General features: G+C 61.5%; 17 protein-coding genes. 11 read left to right on the top strand and 6 right to left on the bottom strand.

Translation table 11 applies throughout. The annotated features are described in order from the left end of the window. Positions 1-130: 130 nt before the first annotated feature. Positions 131-1,090, bottom strand: coding sequence for a Fe2+-enterobactin ABC transporter substrate-binding protein (fepB, locus tag CE636_RS22435; protein WP_004885740.1), 960 nt, complete (start codon positions 1,088-1,090; stop codon positions 131-133). 188 nt (positions 1,091-1,278) lie between these two features. Between fepB and entC the strand changes: the two genes are divergently transcribed. The 7 genes from entC (at position 1,279) to CE636_RS22470 (ending at position 8,925) form a co-directional block, all read left to right on the top strand. Beyond that, positions 1,279-2,454 carry an isochorismate synthase EntC gene (gene entC / locus CE636_RS22440; RefSeq protein ID WP_004885741.1) on the top strand — a complete coding sequence of 392 codons (1,176 nt, stop codon included), beginning with the start codon at positions 1,279-1,281 and terminating at the stop codon, positions 2,452-2,454. Between the two features lie 9 nt (positions 2,455-2,463). Then, positions 2,464-4,071: a (2,3-dihydroxybenzoyl)adenylate synthase EntE gene (entE, locus tag CE636_RS22445; RefSeq protein ID WP_017899056.1), complete on the top strand. Its 1,608-nt coding sequence runs from the start codon at positions 2,464-2,466 to the stop codon at positions 4,069-4,071. Positions 4,072-4,084: 13 nt separating this feature from the next. After that, the gene (entB, locus tag CE636_RS22450) at positions 4,085-4,936 is read left to right on the top strand and encodes an enterobactin biosynthesis bifunctional isochorismatase/aryl carrier protein EntB (protein WP_017899057.1); all 852 of its coding nucleotides are present in this window, start codon (positions 4,085-4,087) and stop codon (positions 4,934-4,936) included. Positions 4,937-4,944: 8 nt separating this feature from the next. Next, positions 4,945-5,691, top strand: a complete 747-nt coding sequence (gene entA, locus CE636_RS22455) for a 2,3-dihydro-2,3-dihydroxybenzoate dehydrogenase EntA (RefSeq protein ID WP_025999137.1) — start codon at positions 4,945-4,947, stop codon at positions 5,689-5,691. Beyond that, on the top strand, positions 5,692-6,105 hold the full coding sequence (entH, locus tag CE636_RS22460) for a proofreading thioesterase EntH (protein ID WP_017899059.1): 414 nt from the start codon (positions 5,692-5,694) through the stop codon (positions 6,103-6,105). A 412-nt stretch (positions 6,106-6,517) separates the two neighbouring features. Then, complete coding sequence (gene cstA / locus CE636_RS22465; RefSeq protein ID WP_004885757.1) at positions 6,518-8,623, top strand: pyruvate/proton symporter CstA; 2,106 nt, start codon at positions 6,518-6,520, stop codon at positions 8,621-8,623. 104 nt (positions 8,624-8,727) lie between these two features. Beyond that, positions 8,728-8,925 (top strand): YbdD/YjiX family protein, encoded by a 198-nt coding sequence (locus tag CE636_RS22470; RefSeq protein ID WP_004885759.1) that lies wholly within the window; start codon positions 8,728-8,730, stop codon positions 8,923-8,925. Here CE636_RS22470 and CE636_RS22475 read toward each other — a convergent pair. The 4 genes from CE636_RS22475 to CE636_RS22490 all read right to left on the bottom strand — a co-directional run bounded on the left by CE636_RS22475 (position 8,922) and on the right by CE636_RS22490 (position 11,676). Further along, a complete protein-coding gene (locus tag CE636_RS22475) occupies positions 8,922-9,326 on the bottom strand; it encodes a helix-turn-helix domain-containing protein (RefSeq protein ID WP_004885761.1) in 405 nt (134 codons plus the stop codon). The genes CE636_RS22470 and CE636_RS22475 overlap by 4 nt on opposite strands. Then, positions 9,301-9,603, bottom strand: coding sequence for a type II toxin-antitoxin system RelE family toxin (locus tag CE636_RS22480; protein WP_017899060.1), 303 nt, complete (start codon positions 9,601-9,603; stop codon positions 9,301-9,303). Before CE636_RS22480 ends, CE636_RS22475 begins: the two co-directional genes overlap by 26 nt. Positions 9,604-9,786: 183 nt before the next feature. Further along, positions 9,787-10,530, bottom strand: coding sequence for an SDR family NAD(P)-dependent oxidoreductase (locus CE636_RS22485; protein WP_017899061.1), 744 nt, complete (start codon positions 10,528-10,530; stop codon positions 9,787-9,789). 57 nt (positions 10,531-10,587) lie between these two features. Further along, complete coding sequence (locus CE636_RS22490; RefSeq protein WP_017899062.1) at positions 10,588-11,676, bottom strand: oxidoreductase; 1,089 nt, start codon at positions 11,674-11,676, stop codon at positions 10,588-10,590. A gap of 163 nt (positions 11,677-11,839) precedes the next feature. Between CE636_RS22490 and CE636_RS22495 the strand changes: the two genes are divergently transcribed. From CE636_RS22495 to CE636_RS22510, 4 genes are all read left to right on the top strand, one after another. Next, positions 11,840-13,342, top strand: coding sequence for a sugar ABC transporter ATP-binding protein (locus CE636_RS22495; RefSeq protein ID WP_017899064.1), 1,503 nt, complete (start codon positions 11,840-11,842; stop codon positions 13,340-13,342). Continuing rightward, entirely contained in the window at positions 13,339-14,337 is a 999-nt protein-coding gene (locus CE636_RS22500; protein ID WP_004885781.1) for an ABC transporter permease, read from the top strand. Before CE636_RS22495 ends, CE636_RS22500 begins: the two co-directional genes overlap by 4 nt. A gap of 20 nt (positions 14,338-14,357) precedes the next feature. After that, on the top strand, positions 14,358-15,422 hold the full coding sequence (locus CE636_RS22505; RefSeq protein ID WP_004885784.1) for a sugar ABC transporter substrate-binding protein: 1,065 nt from the start codon (positions 14,358-14,360) through the stop codon (positions 15,420-15,422). A gap of 128 nt (positions 15,423-15,550) precedes the next feature. Next, positions 15,551-16,792, top strand: coding sequence for an LVIVD repeat-containing protein (locus CE636_RS22510; RefSeq protein ID WP_017899065.1), 1,242 nt, complete (start codon positions 15,551-15,553; stop codon positions 16,790-16,792). A gap of 216 nt (positions 16,793-17,008) precedes the next feature. Here CE636_RS22510 and mtnK read toward each other — a convergent pair whose 3' ends face one another. Beyond that, positions 17,009-18,208: an S-methyl-5-thioribose kinase gene (mtnK, locus tag CE636_RS22515; protein ID WP_004151657.1), complete on the bottom strand. Its 1,200-nt coding sequence runs from the start codon at positions 18,206-18,208 to the stop codon at positions 17,009-17,011. Positions 18,209-18,234: the final 26 nt, after the last annotated feature.

Genomic DNA, 18,234 nt, shown 5'->3' on the forward strand with positions numbered 1-18,234 from the left:
TAGGGGGCGATTGCCCGGTGGCGGCTGCGCCTTACCGGGCCTGGGGGCGCGGGCATTGTAGGCCGGGCAAGCGCAGCGCCGCCCGGCAAAGCGTTCAGGCTGGGTTCCCGTCCTGATGGCACAGCCCGCGTTAGCCGAACAGGCTGGAGAGACGCTGGAGCACCAGCAGGGCGCTGTAGTAGTCAAGACGGAAGGTCTCGGTGCCCAGCGGGTAGACGCGTTTCCCTTCGACCGCCGGGAGATGCGCCAGCAGCGGATTGGCGTAGATGGCATCGACATCTTTCTGGTCGCCAGCGAACAGGAACAGGCTCTGGCCGTTCAGTCCGGCCGCCAGGTTCTCCCCGCCCAGCTGCACGATATCGTGGCGTTTGCCCTGGCTGTGGCTGGCGGGCAGGCCGCCTGGCAGCGTCGCCAGACTAAAGCCCAACTGCTGGAGCATCTGCCCCTGGGCCGATTCCGGCGTCCAGATATTGGCGCTGTGCGCGGCCGCGGTATAGACGAGGGCGGTGACCGGCTGCGGCGGCAGCTTCATTTTTTCTTTTAACGAAACGAGCTGTTTATTGAAGTCGGCGATGCGCGCGCTGGCCTGCTGCTCATGGCCGGTGATCTGCCCCAGCTGGGTGAGCAGCGTTTGCCAGCTTTTATCGTCATAGTTGATGACCAGCGTCGGGGCGATCGTTTTGAGCTGATCGTACAGCGGCAGGGCGGAGTCGCCGCCGGTGGCGCTCACCAGGATCAGATCCGGCATCTGGGCGGCCACCGCTTCCGCGCTCGGTTCGCCGATATACAACCGCGCCAGCTTGCGGGCTTTGGCGACCTCGCTCCACTGGCGCAGAAAGCCCTGGCTATCGGCCACGCGGTTGTTCGGGGTGGTGGCGCCGCTGGCGACCACCGGCGCGTCGATCGCCAGCAGCGAGCCGGTGAGGGTCACGCTGGTGGAGACAATGCGCAACGGCTGGCTCGGCAGGGTGTGTGTCCCGTAGCTGTCGGTGACCTGGCGCGGCCAGTCCGCCGCCTGGGCTGAGGTAATTCCTAAAAACAACAGCATGCCGGTCAGCGCACCGCGGCGGCAAAAAGAAGAGAAGTTCACGTCATCGCATCCTGATTCGAAGGGTAATAAATGCGTCTCATTTTCAACTTTGCGTTGACAGGATGCAAGCCAAAGTGGCGGCGCGATGACGTAACGCGGTTGACATGGCGGGCAATACCTTTTAGGTTAGCCAACCAAAATACAAATGATAATTATTCGTAATATATTTATCGTTTTTGGAGGATGATATGGAAACGTCACTGGCTGAGGATGTACAGAAACCTACCCGGACCTTGTCGCCGGACAGCTTCTTCTTTATGTCGCCGTACCGCAGTTTTAGCACCTCAGGCTGCTTCCGCCGCCTCTCAGCGCCCGCTGTCGGCGGCGATGCGCTGAACGGCGAGTTCCAGCAGCAGATGGCCGCCGCCTTTGCCGAGGCCCGGGCGGCGGGGATCCGCAAGCCGGTGATGGTCGGGGCCATCCCGTTCGACACCTGTCAGCCTTCCGAGCTTTATATCCCCGAGCGCTGGGAAGCGTTCTCGCGACCGGAAAAACAGCGTTCCGCCCGCTATGCCGCGCCGCTGGAGGCGATGGCGGTGGTGGAGCGCCGGGAGATCCCGGAGCAGGACGCGTTTCTAGCCATGGTTGAACGCGCCGCCGCGCTGACCGCCACCCCGGAAGTCGACAAAGTGGTGCTATCACGACTAATCGATATCACTACCCGCGATCCTGTCGATAGCGGCGCCCTGATGGAGCGCCTGATCGCTCAGAACCCCGCCAGCTTTAACTTCCATGTGCCGCTCGCCGACGGCGGCGTGCTGCTGGGCGCCAGCCCGGAGCTACTGCTGCGTAAAGAAGGGGCGCACTTCAGCTCACTGCCGCTGGCCGGCTCCGCCCGCCGCCAGCCTGACGATGTGCTGGACCGCGAAGCGGGCAACAGGCTGCTGGCGTCCGGCAAAGATCGCCATGAGCACGAGCTGGTGACCCAGGCGATGAAGAGCGTGCTGGGCCCGCGCAGCAGCCAGCTGTCGCTGCCGTCATCGCCGCAGCTGATCACCACCCCGACGCTCTGGCATCTGGCGACGCCGATCGAAGGCACGGCGCTGGCGGAAGAAAACGCCATGTCGTTGGCCTGCCTGCTGCACCCGACTCCGGCGCTGAGCGGCTTCCCGCACCAGGCGGCGAAGCGCCTGATTGCCGAACTGGAACCCTTCGACCGTCAGCTGTTCGGCGGCATCGTCGGCTGGTGTGACGATGAAGGCAACGGCGAATGGGTGGTGACCATCCGCTGCGCGCGTCTGCAGCAGCGTACGCTGCGCCTGTTTGCCGGCGCGGGCATTGTTCCGGCCTCCTCGCCGCTGGGCGAATGGCGCGAAACCGGCGTCAAACTGACCACCATGCTTAACGTATTTGGCTTGAATTAAGAGGCAAGGATGATTGCATTTACCCGTTGGCCGGATGAGTTCGCGGCCCGCTATCGTCAAAAAGGCTACTGGCAGGATCTGCCGTTAACCAATCTGATCACCCGTCACGCAGAAAACGACGCCGTGGCGATTATCGATGGCGATCGACACATTAGCTACCGCCAGTTTAACCAGCGGGTGGACAACCTTGCCTGCTCTCTGCAGCGTCAGGGACTGAAGCGCGGAGAAACCGCGCTGGTGCAACTGGGCAACGTCGCCGAGTTTTACATCACCTTCTTCGCGCTGCTGCGCATCGGCGTCGCGCCGGTGAACGCGTTGTTCAGCCACCAGCGCAGCGAGCTTAACGCCTACGCCGCGCAGATTAAGCCGGCGCTGCTGATCGCCGACCGCGAGCACGCGCTGTTTGCCGACGATAGCTTCCTCCATGCGTTTATTGCTGAACATGCTTCCCTGCGCGTGGCGCTGCTGCGTAACGACGGCGGCGAACGCAATCTGGCGACGGAGATTAACCGCCCGGCGGATAACTTTATCGCCAACCCAACCCCTGCCGACGAAGTGGCCTTTTTCCAGCTCTCCGGCGGCAGCACCGGGACGCCGAAGCTGATCCCGCGTACCCATAACGATTACGACTACAGTATCCGCCGCAGCAACGAGATCTGCGGGATTAACGCTGAGACACGCTACCTCAACGCGCTGCCGGCGGCGCATAACTATGCGATGAGTTCCCCCGGTTCGCTCGGCGTTTTCCTCGCCGGCGGGCGGGTGATCCTCGCCGCCGACCCGAGCGCCACCCTCTGTTTCCCGCTGATTGAAAAACATCAGGTCAACGTCGCTTCGCTGGTGCCGCCGGCGGTCAGCCTGTGGCTGCAGGCCATTCATGAATGGGGCGGCAACGCGCAACTGCAATCGCTGCAGCTATTGCAGGTCGGCGGCGCGCGCCTGTCGGCGACCCTCGCCGCGCGCATCCCGGCGGAAATCGGCTGCCAGCTGCAGCAGGTGTTCGGCATGGCGGAGGGGCTGGTGAATTACACCCGCCTTAACGACAGCCCTGAGCGGATCATCCATACCCAGGGCTGCCCGATGTGCCCGGACGATGAAGTGTGGGTGGCAGATGCCGAGGGCAACCCGCTGCCACGCGGCGAAGTGGGCCGTCTGATGACCCGCGGGCCCTACACCTTCCGCGGCTACTACAACAGCCCGCAGCATAACGCGGAGGCCTTCGACGCCGAGGGTTTCTACTGCTCCGGCGATCTGATTTCGATCGATGAAGACGGGTATATCACCGTTCAGGGCCGGGAAAAAGATCAGATCAACCGCGGCGGCGAGAAGATCGCCGCCGAAGAGATCGAAAACCTGCTGCTGCGCCATGAGGCGGTGATCCACGCCGCGCTGGTCAGCATTGAAGACAATCTGCTGGGCGAGAAGAGCTGCGCTTACCTCGTGGTGACCTCGCCGCTGCGCGCCGTCGCGGTGCGCCGCTTCCTGCGCGAGCAGGGGGTGGCTGAATTTAAACTGCCGGACCGCGTGGAGTGCGTAGCCGCTCTGCCGCTGACGCCGGTGGGCAAAGTCGATAAGAAACAATTACGTCAGTGGCTGGCCGAAGGCAAGCTGGGCTGAAGGAGAACAGAAAATGGCAATCCCTAAATTACAGGCTTACGCGCTGCCGGAAGCCAGCGATATTCCGGCGAACAAAGTCAGCTGGGCCTTTGAACCTTCCCGCGCCGCGCTGCTGATCCATGATATGCAGGAATACTTTCTCAATTTCTGGGGCGAAAACAGCGCGATGATGGAGACAGTGGTGGCCAATATCGCCGCCCTGCGCGACTTCTGCAAACAGAACGGTATTCCGGTGTACTACACCGCCCAGCCGAAAGAGCAGAGCGATGAAGACCGCGCCCTGCTGAATGATATGTGGGGGCCGGGGCTGACCCGTTCGCCGGAGCAGCAGCAGGTGATTGCCGCCCTGGCGCCGGACGAAGACGACACCGTGCTGGTGAAATGGCGCTACAGCGCGTTTCATCGCTCGCCGCTTGAAGAGATGCTGAAAGAGAGCGGCCGCGACCAGCTGATCATCACCGGCGTTTACGCCCATATCGGCTGCATGACCACCGCCACCGACGCCTTTATGCGCGATATCAAACCGTTCTTTGTCGCCGACGCGCTGGCGGACTTCAGCCGCGAAGAGCACCTGATGGCACTGAAATACGTCGCCGGCCGTTCCGGCCGCGTGGTGATGACCGAAGAGCTGTTGCCGCTGCCGGCCAGCAAAGCGGCGCTGCGCGCGCTGATCCTGCCGCTGCTCGACGAATCCGACGAACCGCTGGATGATGAAAACCTAATCGACTACGGTCTGGATTCGGTGCGGATGATGGCCCTCGCCGCCCGCTGGCGCAAAGTGCACGGCGATATCGACTTCGTGATGCTGGCGAAAAACCCGACCATCGACGCCTGGTGGGCGCTGCTTTCCCGCGAGGTGCAATAATGGCGGCGCTGGATTTTCGCGGCCAGACCGTGTGGGTGACCGGCGCCGGTAAAGGCATTGGCTATGCCACCGCGCTGGCTTTTGTGGAGGCCGGGGCCAACGTCACCGGTTTCGACCTCGCCTTTGACGGCGAACGCTACCCGTTTGCCACCGAAACGCTGGACATCGCCGATGCCGACCGGGTACGCGAAGTGTGCAGCCGCCTGTTGGCGAACACCGAGCGATTAGACGTGCTGGTGAACGCCGCCGGGATCCTGCGCATGGGCGCCACCGACCAGCTGAGCGCGGAAGAGTGGCGGCAGACCTTCGCGGTCAACGTCGGCGGGGCGTTTAATCTGTTTCAGCAGACGATGGCCCAGTTCCGTCGCCAGCGGGGCGGGGCCATCGTCACCGTCGCTTCCGATGCCGCGCATACGCCGCGTATCGGCATGAGCGCCTATGGCGCCTCGAAAGCGGCGCTGAAAAGCCTGGCGCTAACCGTCGGCCTTGAGCTGGCGGGCAGCGGGGTGCGCTGTAATCTGGTGTCGCCGGGCTCTACCGATACCGATATGCAGCGCACGCTGTGGGTCAGCGACGATGCGGAGCAGCAGCGCATCCGCGGTTTCGGCGAGCAGTTTAAGCTCGGCATCCCGCTGGGTAAGATTGCCCGCCCACAGGAGATCGCCAATACCATTTTGTTCCTCGCCTCTTCTCACGCCAGCCATATCACCCTGCAGGATATCGTGGTAGACGGCGGCTCGACGCTGGGGGCGTAAATGACCTGGAAACGAGCGCTCACGCTGGCGGCGCTGAACGCCAGTAGCGAAAACACCCTGGTGGCGCATCTGGGGATCGTCTACACCCGGCTGGAGGCGGGGCTGCTGGAGGCGGAAATGCCGGTGGATGCCCGCACCCATCAGCCGTTTGGCCTGCTGCACGGTGGGGCCTCAGCGGCGCTGGCGGAGACGCTGGGGTCGATGGCCGGCTGGCTGATGACCGAAGAGGGGCAGTGCGTGGTGGGCACCGAGCTGAACGCCACCCATCACCGGGCGGTCTCCAGCGGGAAAGTGCGCGGCGAGTGCCGCCCGCTGCATCTTGGCCGGCAGAGCCAAAGCTGGGAGATTGTGGTGTATGACGAGAAGGGGCGGCGCTGCTGCACCTGTCGTCTGGGCACTGCGGTGCTGGGCTAAGGAGCCGCTATTGCCCCGGCTCGCGCTACGCTTAGCCGGGTTACGGATCGGCGCAATGGGTAGCCCGGATAAGGCGCAATGCGCCGCCATCCGAGAATTTCCCTGCTCGCGCTGCGCTTAGCAGGGCTACAGTTTCTGGGCTAAGAAGCCATTGTTTCCTCGGCTTGCGCTAGGCTTAGCCGGGCTACGAATCTGTAGGTCGGGTAAGGCGTTAGCCGCCACCCGACAAAAAAACGGCAACGTTCACGGTAATCCTTTCATTCATTTTCCAGCCTTAAGTGATCTCGCTAGCAATGTGAGACAAATCTCTGTGGGTGGACGGCATCTGCGCTGTTTCGATGTTGTTAAATTCTGCGTTGTGATCTAGAAACAAAATGTAACATCCTGATTACCCTACCGGTGGACCACAACAATGAATAATTCAGGGAAATACCTTATCTGGGCACTGCTCTCCGTGATCGGAGCCTTTGCCCTCGGCTACATTGCTTTAAACCGGGGTGAGCAGATCAACGCGCTGTGGATTGTCGTCGCGGCAGTCTGCGTTTATCTGATCGCGTATCGTTTTTACGGCCTGTATATCGCCAAAACCGTGCTCGGCGTCGATTCGACGCGCATGACGCCCGCGGTGCGGCATAACGATGGCCTCGACTATGTCCCGACTGACAAAAAAGTGCTGTTCGGACACCATTTTGCCGCCATCGCCGGCGCGGGGCCGCTGGTGGGCCCGGTGCTTGCCGCGCAGATGGGCTATCTGCCGGGGATGATCTGGATCCTCGCCGGCGTGGTGCTGGCCGGGGCGGTGCAGGACTTTATGGTGCTGTTCGTCTCCACCCGCCGCGACGGCCGTTCGCTGGGCGAACTGGTGAAAGAGGAGATGGGGGCGACCGCCGGGGTGATTGCCCTGGTGGCGACCTTTATGATCATGGTGATCATCCTCGCGGTGCTGGCGATGATCGTGGTGAAAGCGCTGACCCACAGCCCGTGGGGAACCTATACCGTGGCCTTTACCATTCCGCTGGCGCTGTTTATGGGGATCTATATTCGCTATCTGCGCCCGGGGCGCATTGGCGAAGTGTCGGTGATTGGCCTGATATTCCTGGTGTTCGCCATTATCTCCGGCGGCTGGGTAGCGGAAAGCCCGACCTGGGCGCCGTTCTTTGACTTTACCGGCGTCCAGCTCACCTGGATGCTGGTGGGCTATGGCTTTGTCGCCGCGGTGCTGCCGGTCTGGCTGCTGCTGGCCCCGCGCGACTACCTCTCCACCTTCCTCAAAATCGGCACTATCGTCGGTCTGGCGATCGGCATTCTGATTATGCGTCCGACCCTGACCATGCCGGCGCTGACCAAATTTATTGACGGTACTGGCCCGGTATGGACTGGCAACCTGTTCCCGTTCCTGTTTATCACTATCGCTTGCGGCGCGGTGTCGGGCTTCCACGCCCTGATTGCCTCCGGTACCACGCCGAAGATGCTGGCGAATGAAAATCAGGCCTGCTTTATCGGCTACGGCGGCATGCTGATGGAATCCTTCGTGGCGATTATGGCGCTGGTCGCCGCCTGTATCATTGACCCGGGCGTCTACTTCGCGATGAACAGCCCGATGGCGGTGCTGGCGCCGGCGGGAACCACCGATGTGGTGGCGTCGGCGGCGCAGGTGGTGAGCGGTTGGGGCTTTGCGATTACCCCGGAAACGTTGACGCATATCGCTAATGAGGTGGGCGAGCAGTCCATCATCTCCCGCGCCGGCGGGGCGCCTACGCTGGCGGTGGGCATGGCCTACATTCTCCACGGCGCGCTGGGCGGGCTGATGGACGTCTCGTTCTGGTACCACTTTGCCATTCTGTTTGAAGCGCTGTTTATCCTGACGGCGGTGGATGCCGGCACCCGTGCGGCGCGCTTTATGCTGCAGGATCTGCTGGGTGTGATCTCCCCGAACCTGAAGCGTACTGATTCGTTACCGGCTAACCTGCTGGCGACGGCGCTGTGCGTGCTGGCGTGGGGCTACTTCCTGCATCAGGGGGTGGTCGATCCGCTGGGCGGTATTAACACCCTGTGGCCGCTGTTCGGTATCGCCAACCAGATGCTGGCGGGGATGGCGCTGATGCTCTGCGCAGTGGTGCTGTTCAAGATGAAACGTCAGCGCTATGCGTGGGTGGCGCTGGTGCCGACGGCCTGGCTGCTGATCTGTACCCTCACCGCCGGCTGGCAGAAAGCCTTCAGCCCGGACAATAAAGTGGGCTTCCTGGCGATTGCCAACAAGTTCCAGGCGATGATCGACAGCGGCAAAATTCCGGCGCAGTACACCGAGTCGCAGCTGTCGCAGCTGGTGTTTAACAACCGTCTCGATGCCGGGCTGACCATCTTCTTTATGATCGTGGTGGTGGTGCTGGCGCTGTTCTCGATTAAAACCGCGCTGGCGGCGCTGAAGGAGAATAAACCGACGGCGAAAGAGACACCCTATGAGCCAATGCCTGAAAACCTGGACGCGATGGTGACCCAGGCGAAAGGGGCGCATTAACCTGTGTGCCGGGTGGCGGCTTCGCCTTACCCGGCCTGTCTTTCTGATCCTCCCTCTCCCTTTGGCAGAGGCTCGGGGTGAGGGAAACAAAAGAGAAATGACTTATGTTTGACACCCTTTCCAAAGCAGGTAAGTACCTGGGCCAGGCCGCCAAAATGATGATCGGCGTGCCGGATTACGACAACTACGTCGAGCACATGCGCGTCAACCATCCGGATCAGACGCCAATGACCTGGGAAGAATTTTTCCGCGAACGCCAGGACGCTCGCTACGGCGGCAAGGGCGGGGCGAAGTGCTGTTAACCCTCTTTCGGCAGATAGAGGCTGATCTGCTCCTGCTTACAGCCGTAGAGCGCCGCCAGCTTTTCGCGGGTGCGCTTCTGCGGCCGGGAGTCCAGCGCTTCCAGCTGTGACACGGCGGACTGGCTGATGCCCAGTTTGTCGGCCACCTCCTGCTGGGATAACCCACGCAGGATACGCCACGCGGCCTGCAGGCTGACGTTCTCGCTATGCATGATGTCGCACACTTCACCCGGTAAACCTACGTTATCGTAGATATCTGATTCGTAAGGGATGTCTTCCCAGTCGTTTTCATCATCGTCATCATACTCAAGCATGGCTAAACGCATGCGAAAATATTCACCGTAGGGAATGACAACATACTGTTTTTTTCCTTCTTCATCCTTGATGAACTGAATAGTCATATTCCGTATGCTCCTCATGAAGGTAGGTGGTGGTTGTCCGGCGTTTTACCGCCACTACGTAACAGGTATCACCCGGCGGGTCTCCGAAGGTGTAAATGACCCTGTAATCACCTAATCGCAACCTGTAGTGGTTTTCGGGAGAAGATAATTTCTTGATATCCGCGACAGGTGATGTTTTATCATCCATCTTCTCCAGCCTGAATTTAATGCGGTTCTGATATCGCGTATCGATTTTAGAAAATTGCTTCTCTGCTGTTTTTGACCAGACAATCTTCATCCGTACCTCCACTGTACACCCACACAGAATATAAGGACATAATAAGACTATTAGATAAATTCCGAATTTCTAATGGGTTACTGTAGAGCGGAGAAAAACCGGGAGAAAGCGGCAAAACGGGAACCGTCGAGGGTGCTCGGGAAGGCCTCTGCCGGACGACAGAGGCTTGCAGGAAATGTGCGATCAGGCGTTCAAACCACCGTCCACATCGAGACCGGTGCCGGAGATCTGCCCGGCGGCCGGGCTGGCGAGGAAGGTGACCGCCGCGGCGATGTCTTCCGGCTGGCCGTAGTGGCCTAACGCAATAAGTTGACGCTGAGCATCGGCCTGCTCGCCGTCTTCCGGGTTCATATCGCTGTTGGTCGGGCCGGGATGGACGAGGTTAACGGTGATACCGCGGGGGCCTAAATCGCGCGCCAGGCCGCGGGTCAGGGAGTTGAGAGCGGACTTGGTCATTGAGTAAACCGCGATGCCCGGCTGCGCCACGCGGTTAGCCAGACAGCTGCCGATGTTGATGATGCGGCCGCCGTCGGACATATGCACCAGCGCCTCCTGGATAGCGATAACCACCCCACGAATATTGACGTTAATAAGCGCGTCAATGTCCGCCAGCGTCATGGACTCCAGCGGGCCGCCGCGCGCGATCCCGGCGTTGTTGACCAGAATATCCAGCCCGCCGAGGGACCGCGCCGCATGGGTCACAGCATCCTGTATCGCCTGCGCGCTGGCGCTGTCGGCCTGCACCGCTTCACCGTGCCTACCCAGCGCCTTTATTTCCTCGGCGACCGCCTGGGCTTTATCGGCCGATTTTTCATACGTTATAACCACATCTGCGCCGGCGCGCGCCAGCGACAGCGCGATAGCGCGCCCCAATCCACGGCTGGCGCCGGTAACCAGCGCCTTCTTACATGTTAAATCGATCTGCATGATGACCTCGTTGCGAGAGTGGTGAGCATCATCATTAGGTATAGACGGTCGGGGTGATTAACGGCTGAAGTATTCCACCTCCTCAAACGCCGCGCGCAGAACCCCAGGGGTTAAGGTCACCGGTAAATAATGAATCGACTCGCCCGGGCGCAGGGTATGAGCAATGACCCGGTCAAGCTCTGCGCGGTTATTGATATCAACCTCCAGCGCCGCCAGCGTCGCCGGCAGGTTAAAGCGCTGCCAGGCCTGCACCAGCTGCGCCAATACCTCATCCTGACCGAGCAGGGCGCTTTGCACCAGAATGCCGTAGGCCACCTTGGTGCCATGGAGGAATTTATCCGTCTGCGGCAGCACCGTCAGCCCGTTGTGCACCGCATGGGCGGCGGCGACCCGGGTGTAGCGTTCCCCCAGCCCGCCAACCATCCCGCCGCCAGCGATAACTGCATCCACCACATCGCGAAACGCCTGGGTCAGCTCGCCGCGGCGCTGGTCCGCCAGCGCCGTTTCGCTGCTGTCCAGCAGCACGTCGCGGATCGCCAGCGCGCCGTTAATCCCCAGCCGCACGGTGAGCGGCAGAGCCTCTGGCTGCGGCGCCAGTACCACGGCCTCATACCATTTGGCTAAGGTGTCGCCAATGCCCGCCAGCAGGTACTCCGCCGGGGCGTTGAGAATGATGCGCGGCTCGACCAGCACCAGGAAATTCGCGTCATCGAACATCTCAAAATTCAGCGCCTGTCCGGCGTCGCTGTACCACACCGACAGCGGCGTCCACGCCGCGCAGGTGGCGGCGATGGTCGGGATGGCCACCAGCGGAACCCCCAGGCGGCGGGCCAGCACTTTCGCGCTGTCGAGCAGCGCGCCGCCGCCGACGCCAATCACTACCGCCCGATCGTCACCTGAGGCCTGCACCAGACCCGCCACGTCGCGTTCGCTGCAGTGGCCGGTAAAGCGGATCTTTTTCGCTTCCGGCAGGTGGAAGGCCGCCGGCAGAAAAGGCTCGGCGCCGGCCAGGGCGCGCTCGCCATAGACCCACACCGCCCGCGACAGCTGGTCGGCGTTAAAAAAATCGCTTAGCCGCTCAAGGCTGCCAGAATGGGAGAAATAGTTGGCCGGGCCGGGCACGACGCGGATATCGCTGTTGCTCATGGGTGCTGTCCTTATTGGTGTTGGGCTAACCTGATGTTATGTCTGGACATCCAGATGGCTAATATTATTTCGTTGTATCTTATGCTTTTTACGCAGTTGTCAGCCAGCGGCGGCTATGAAAAATTCGTTAAATCAGAAGATTAATTGCCGCACGGGAGCAGTGATGGGCGCGAATCGCCTTGAGATGCATAACATTAGCCTGGCCTTCTCCGGCTTTCAGGCGCTGAACAAGGTGGCCTTCACCCTTTATGGCGGGTCGGTGCATGCCCTGACCGGCGCCAACGGCGCGGGTAAGTCGACGCTGATGGCCGTGTTGTGCGGCACCCACGCCCACTATGAAGGCGAGGTGACGATCAACAACCAGCCGGTCACCATTCGTTCGCCGCGGGATGCCAAACAGCTGGGGATCCACCTGGTGCAGCAGGAGGTGGACGTGGCGCTGGTGCCTGGCCTGAGCATTGCCGAAAACATCATGCTGGACAGGCTGGCTGAGCCGGGGACGACCTTCCGCTGGGCGCGGGTTCGGCAGCTGGCGCGCGAGGCGCTGGCGCAGCTGGACGTGGCGCTGGACGTCAGGCGCTCTATTGATAGCTGCACCCTTGCTGAAAAACAGCAGATCCTGCTGGCCCGCGCCCTGTCGCACCATTGCCGCTTTTTGATTCTGGATGAACCCACCGCGCCGCTGGATCAGCATGAAAGCGAACGCCTGTTTGCGGTGGTGCGCCGTCTGCAGCAGCAGGGGATCGGGGTGGTGTTTATTTCGCACCGTATTCACGAGCTGAAGGCGATCTGCGACACCCTGACGGTGCTGCGTGACGGGCGGTTGATTGAGAGCGGCCCGATGGCGCCGCTGAGCGGGGAACAGATTGTCGAAAAGATGCTGGGCCACGAGCTGAGCGATATCTTCCCGCCGCCGCGACCGCCGCACGGTGAAGAAGTGCTGCTGCAGGTAGAAGGGCTGCACGATGAGGCGCTGCTGCAGGATATCTCGCTGCGCCTGCGCAAGGGGGAAATTCTTGGTATCGCTGGGCTGGCCGGCGCGGGCAAAACTGAGCTGTGCAAAGCGCTGTTCGGCGCCAGCAAAAGCCGGGTACAGCGCGGCGAGCTGAACGGCCAGCCGTGGCGGCCGCGCGATCCGGCCGATTCGGTAGGGCGCGGCCTGGCGCTGGTCCCGGAGGAGCGGCGCAAAGAGGGCATTTTCATCGAAGAGCCGATCGCGATGAACCTGGCGGTCAGCGCCGATAACCACTTTTCGCGCTGGAGCCTGTTCGGCCATCGGCAGGCCTGGCGCTGGGCGGAGGAGGTGATTGCCCGCCTTGGCGTGCGCGCCACCGGTCCCGGTCAGACGCTGCGCCGTCTGTCCGGCGGCAATCAGCAGAAAGTGGCCATTGGCAAATGGCTGCGCAGTCATGCCAATGTTTTGATTTTTGACGAACCGACCAAAGGTGTCGATGTGAAAGCGAAAACCGATCTGTTCATGCTGATCGATGGTCTGGCACGGGAAGGCAAAGGGGTGATTTATGCCTCGGGTGAATTCGCCGAGCTGGTCGGTTTATGCGACCGCATCTGCGTACTGTGGGACGGACGGATCGTGGCGGAGATCCCCGGCGCGGAAGCCCGGGAAGAGACACTGCTTTATTATTCAACCGGAGGAGCGGCAGCGTGAGCAAGGCCCTGGCAGTGAACGCGACGGTATCGGGCCGTCAGCGATTTTTTGATTTTCTCTATAAGTGGGGCATGTTGCTGACCGTGGTGCTGCTGGTGGCGGTCTTTGGCCTCGCCTCGGACAATTTCCTTGACCCGTTCAACATCATCAACATTCTGCGCTCGATTGCCATCGTGACGGTGATTGCCATTGGGGTGTCGATTTCCCTCACCATCGGCGGCTTCGATCTGTCCGTCGGATCGACGGCATCGCTGGCCAACGCCCTGGTGATCTCCCTGTTCGTCTGGCATGGCCTGGGGACCACCGAAGCAATCCTGATCACCCTCGTGCTCTGCACTCTGGTAGGACTGTTTAACGCCTTTCTGATCGTGGTGCTGCGCATCCCCGACATGCTCGCCACCCTGGCCAGCCTGTTTGTGATTCAGGGGGTGGCGATGACCTATAGCTACGGCGGGTCGATTACCGAAAACATGGTGCTGCCGAGCGGCGAGATGGCGGAAGGCACCATCCCGGCGGCGTTTGGCGCGCTGGGCCAGGTGCCGACAATCGTCATCATCATGCTGGTGGTAACGCTGGTCGCCCAGCTGGCGCTGTCGTTCACCACCCACGGCCGGCGGATGTACGCCATCGGCGGCAACCCGGAGGCGGCGCGGCTCTCCGGCCTGCGGATCACGCGTTATAAAGTGGCGGCGTATGTGATTGCTTCGCTGCTGGCCGGGCTGGGCGGCATTCTGCTGGCCTCGCGCATCGGATCCTCGCAGGTTAATGCCGGCGGCGGCTATCTGATGGACGCGGTGGCGGCGGCCTGGATCGGCTTTTCGCTGGCCGGTTCCGGGAAACCGAACGCCCTGGGGACGCTGGTGGGGGCGGTGATCCTCGGCGTGCTCTCCAACGGCCTGGTGATGCTCTCGGTGCCGTATTACGCGATGGACATTATTAAAGGGCTGGTACTGGCTGGCGCGCTGGCACTGACCTATTTTCAGCGCCGTACTTAACATTTTACAGGGTAAACCGCATGAAAAAGATCGCACTCTCTCTCATTACGCTGGGTCTGCTGCAGTCGACGGCGGCGCTGGCCACCGCCCCGACGCCGGTGCCGGCGGCCATTGCCGAACACAACGGCCCGATCCGCATTGCCGTGATCCGCAACCTGGGGTCTGACGATAACACCACCCAGTTTGTCGCCGGGGCGCTGCAGGAAGGCAAAAAGCTCGGTTTCAAAATCAGCACCTTCCTGAGCAACGGCGATGACGCCAAGTTCCAGGACTTCGTCAACCAGGCGATCAGCCAGAAATATGACGGCATTATTCTCTCCCAGGGGCGTGACCCCTATTCGACGGCCCTGGTGAAGAAGGCGGTGGACGCCGGGATTAAAGTGGCGGTGTTCGATACTGCGGTGAGCGGTGAGATCCCGGGAGTGACGGTCAGCCAGCAGGATGACGCCTCACTGACCGAGCTCTCCTTTGGCCAGCTGGTGAAAGACTTCAACGGCAAGGCCAACATCGTCAAGCTGTGGGTGGCGGGCTTCCCGCCGATGGAGCGCCGTCAGGCGGCTTACCAGACACTGCTGAAGCAAAATCCGGGAATTAAAGAGCTGGAGTCGATCGGCGCCGTTTCATCCGATGTGCAGGGCGACACCGCTAACAAGGTGGGGGCGATCCTCGCCAAGTATCCGAAAGGGAAAATCGACGCTATCTGGGGCACCTGGGATGCCTTTAGCCAGGGGGCCTATAAAGCGCTGAAAGAGAACGGCCGCACCGAGATCAAACTCTACAGCATTGATATTTCCAACCAGGATCTGCAGCTGATGCGCGAAGCCGGCAGCCCGTGGAAGGTGAGCGTGGCGGTGGATCCGAAGCTTATCGGCGCGACCAACGTGCGGCTGATCGCTAATAAGATCGCCGGCGAGCCGACGCCAGCCACCTACGACTTCAAGGCGGCGGCAATCCCGCAGGCGCTACTGGCGGCCCAGCCGGGGGCGGTGAACGTGGCCTCGCTGGGGAAAATCATTCCGGGCTGGGGCCAGACGGAAGACTTTATCGCCCCGTGGTTCGCGACGCTGGAAGCGAAAAACAAATAAAACGAAGCCAGGTGGCGGTGGGGCGGTCTGGTGCCCTCACCCCGGCCCTCTCCCGCAGGGAGAGGGGGAACACCAACTGCACCCGTAGGCCCGGTAAGCGTAGCGCCACCGGGCGTAAGGAATCCACTATGTCAGCATTACCTTCCCCCGAATACAGCCGCAATATGCGGCTGATTGGCCATAGCGACCAGGGCGGTCGTCCGGACGGCGTGCAACTGATGGTGCACCGCGGATTCGCCTATATCGGCCATATGGTGTCGCAGGGTTTTTCCGTGGTCGATGTTCGCGATCCGACCCGGCCCACTACGGTCAACTATATTGCCGCGCCGTCGGGCACCTGGAACGTGCACCTCCAGGCGCATGACGATCTGCTGCTGGTGATCAACGCCCGGGACCTGTTTGCCGACGCCCGTTTTGCCGATGAGAAGGTGTACTACACCCGATCGGTGGGTGACACAGTCAGCGATGTGCAGGACAAAGGCTGGAGCGCCGGGCTGCGCGTGTTTGATATCTCCACGCCGGATAAGCCGCGTGAAATTGGCTTTCTGTCGCTTAATGGCATCGGTATTCACCGCATCTGGTACGTCGGCGGCCGCTGGGCGTATGTGTCCGCGCTGATCGACGGTTTTACCGACTACATCTTCCTGACCATCGATCTGGCCGATCCGCGTAAACCGCAGGTTGCCGGGCGCTGGTGGCTGCCGGGGATGCACCAGGCAGGCGGCGAAACACCGGACTGGCCGCAGGGCAAACGCTACGCGCTGCACCACGCCATTATTGCCGGGGATACCGCCTACGGCAGCTGGCGCGACGGCGGCCTGACGCTGCTGGACGTCAAAGACCGAACTCAGCCGACGCTGATTAGCCATCGCAACTGGAGCCCGCCGTTTGGCGGCGGAACGCATACCGCGCTGCCGCTGCCGGATCGCGATCTGCTGGTGGTACTGGATGAAGCGGTGCTCGACAACCAGGAGGACGGCGAGAAGCTGATCTGGCTGTTTGATATCCGCGAGCCGGCGAACCCGGTGAGTATCTCGACTTTCCCACAGCCGGATGAAATCGACTATGTGGCGAAAGGGGCGCATTTTGGCCCGCACAATCTGCATGAGAACCGGCCGGGGAGCTTTGTCAGCTCAACGCTTATCTTCGCCACGTATCAGAATGCCGGCGTGCGGGCGTACGACATTTCTAATCCTTATCGCCCGGTGGAGACCGGGGCGCTGGTGCCGGCTGCTCCTGAGAGAATGATGGATACCCGTCCCGGCCGCCCGCGGGTAATTCAGTCCTGCGATGTGTTTGTCGATGCCCAGGGAATTATCTACAGCACCGATTACAACGGCGGGCTGTCGGTGATTGAGTATCTGGGGTGAGGGCAAGGTCAACGCAAAATTGTGCCCGCATTTCTGCCGGGTGGCGGCTTTCGCCTTACCCGGCCTACGAAAGACTGCAACATCAAATCGTTATGCGGTTATCTGTAGGCCCGCGCAAGCGTAGCGCCGCCGGGCAATCCCTGAAGATTGCACTTTTTTAGGGCTTGCTCCCTCTCCCTGTGGGAGAGGGTTGGGGTGAGGAAAAACAGGCCGCACTCAGCTGTACTGGCGCACTCGCGCCAGCAGCTCGTCGACGCTGTCGATACGCTCGGCCAGCACGATCAGCGCTCTGCCGAGGGTAATGGCGTGGCGCAGGCACTCATGACGCATGGCGTCGTCCTGGATAGTGTCGATATCCGCGACGTGCGACAGTCCGACGCTGCGGCGGATCAGTTCGCTGCCGCAGAAGCCGACCGCGTCCGCCCACACCTTTTTCAGAAAGGCGGAGGCATAGCCGGGGTAAGCCAGCGCCGCGTCGCGGGTTTTCTCCGCCGCCAGCGCCTGGAAGCGCTCGGCAAAGGTGGTCCACAGTTGGTGGATGTCGTTCAGCCGCTGCTCGCGCGCGGCGGCGGCATCGCGAATGCCGAGCTGGCCCGGCAGGCCGCAGTAGTTCAGCAGCAGGTTGCCGATGGCGGTGCCGATATCGAAGCCGATGGGGCCGAAGTAGCCGAACTCAGCGTCGATGGCCTTCAGGCTGCCTTCGGCAACGAAGATCGACCCGCTGTGGATATCGCCGTGCAGCAGCGCTTCCGCATGAGCAAAGAAACGGTGCTTCAGCGCCGCCACCGCCAGCTTAAGCTGGGCGTCGTCGCGCAGGGCGGCGACATCGGCCTCCAGCTCCGCCGGGTAGTTATTGCGCTCGTGGATCTGATACGGGTCGTTAAAGAACAGATCCTCGGTGATCTCGCACATCGCCGGGTTAATAAACTGCGCTACCTGCGCTTTTTTCTCGTGGGGATGAAGATAGAAATCGCTGGTGTGAAACAGCACCTGCGCCAGATAGTCGCCAAGCTGACGGGCCGCCTGAGGGTAGTAGACGTTAGCGATAAGCTCCCCGCGCCAGATGCGGTGGTCGGAAAGATCTTCCATCACCATCACGGCCAGCTCGGGATCAAAGTGATGGATTTTTACCGTGTGCTGCGGGCTGTGCTGATAGTGGGCGACCAGGGTCTGCGCTTCGAGACGGGCGCGGTCGAGGGTCAGCGGCCAGGATTCGCCGACGCAGCGCACGTAGGGCAGGGCCTGTTTGACGATCGCCCGGCTGACGCCCTGGCGATCGAACACTTTAAACACCAGATTGAGGTTGCCATCGCCCACTTCCTGCGCGCTGACCAGCTCAGATGGGTTGTCGATGCCGGCGAACTGCTGCGCGTAAGCCACGGCGTCATGGGCGGTGAAGGTATGGTATTGCGACATTGCCTCGATCCTCGAATTCTGATTAA

This window comes from Klebsiella sp. LY (assembly GCF_004010915.1).
Lineage (GTDB): Bacteria > Pseudomonadota > Gammaproteobacteria > Enterobacterales > Enterobacteriaceae > Klebsiella > Klebsiella quasipneumoniae.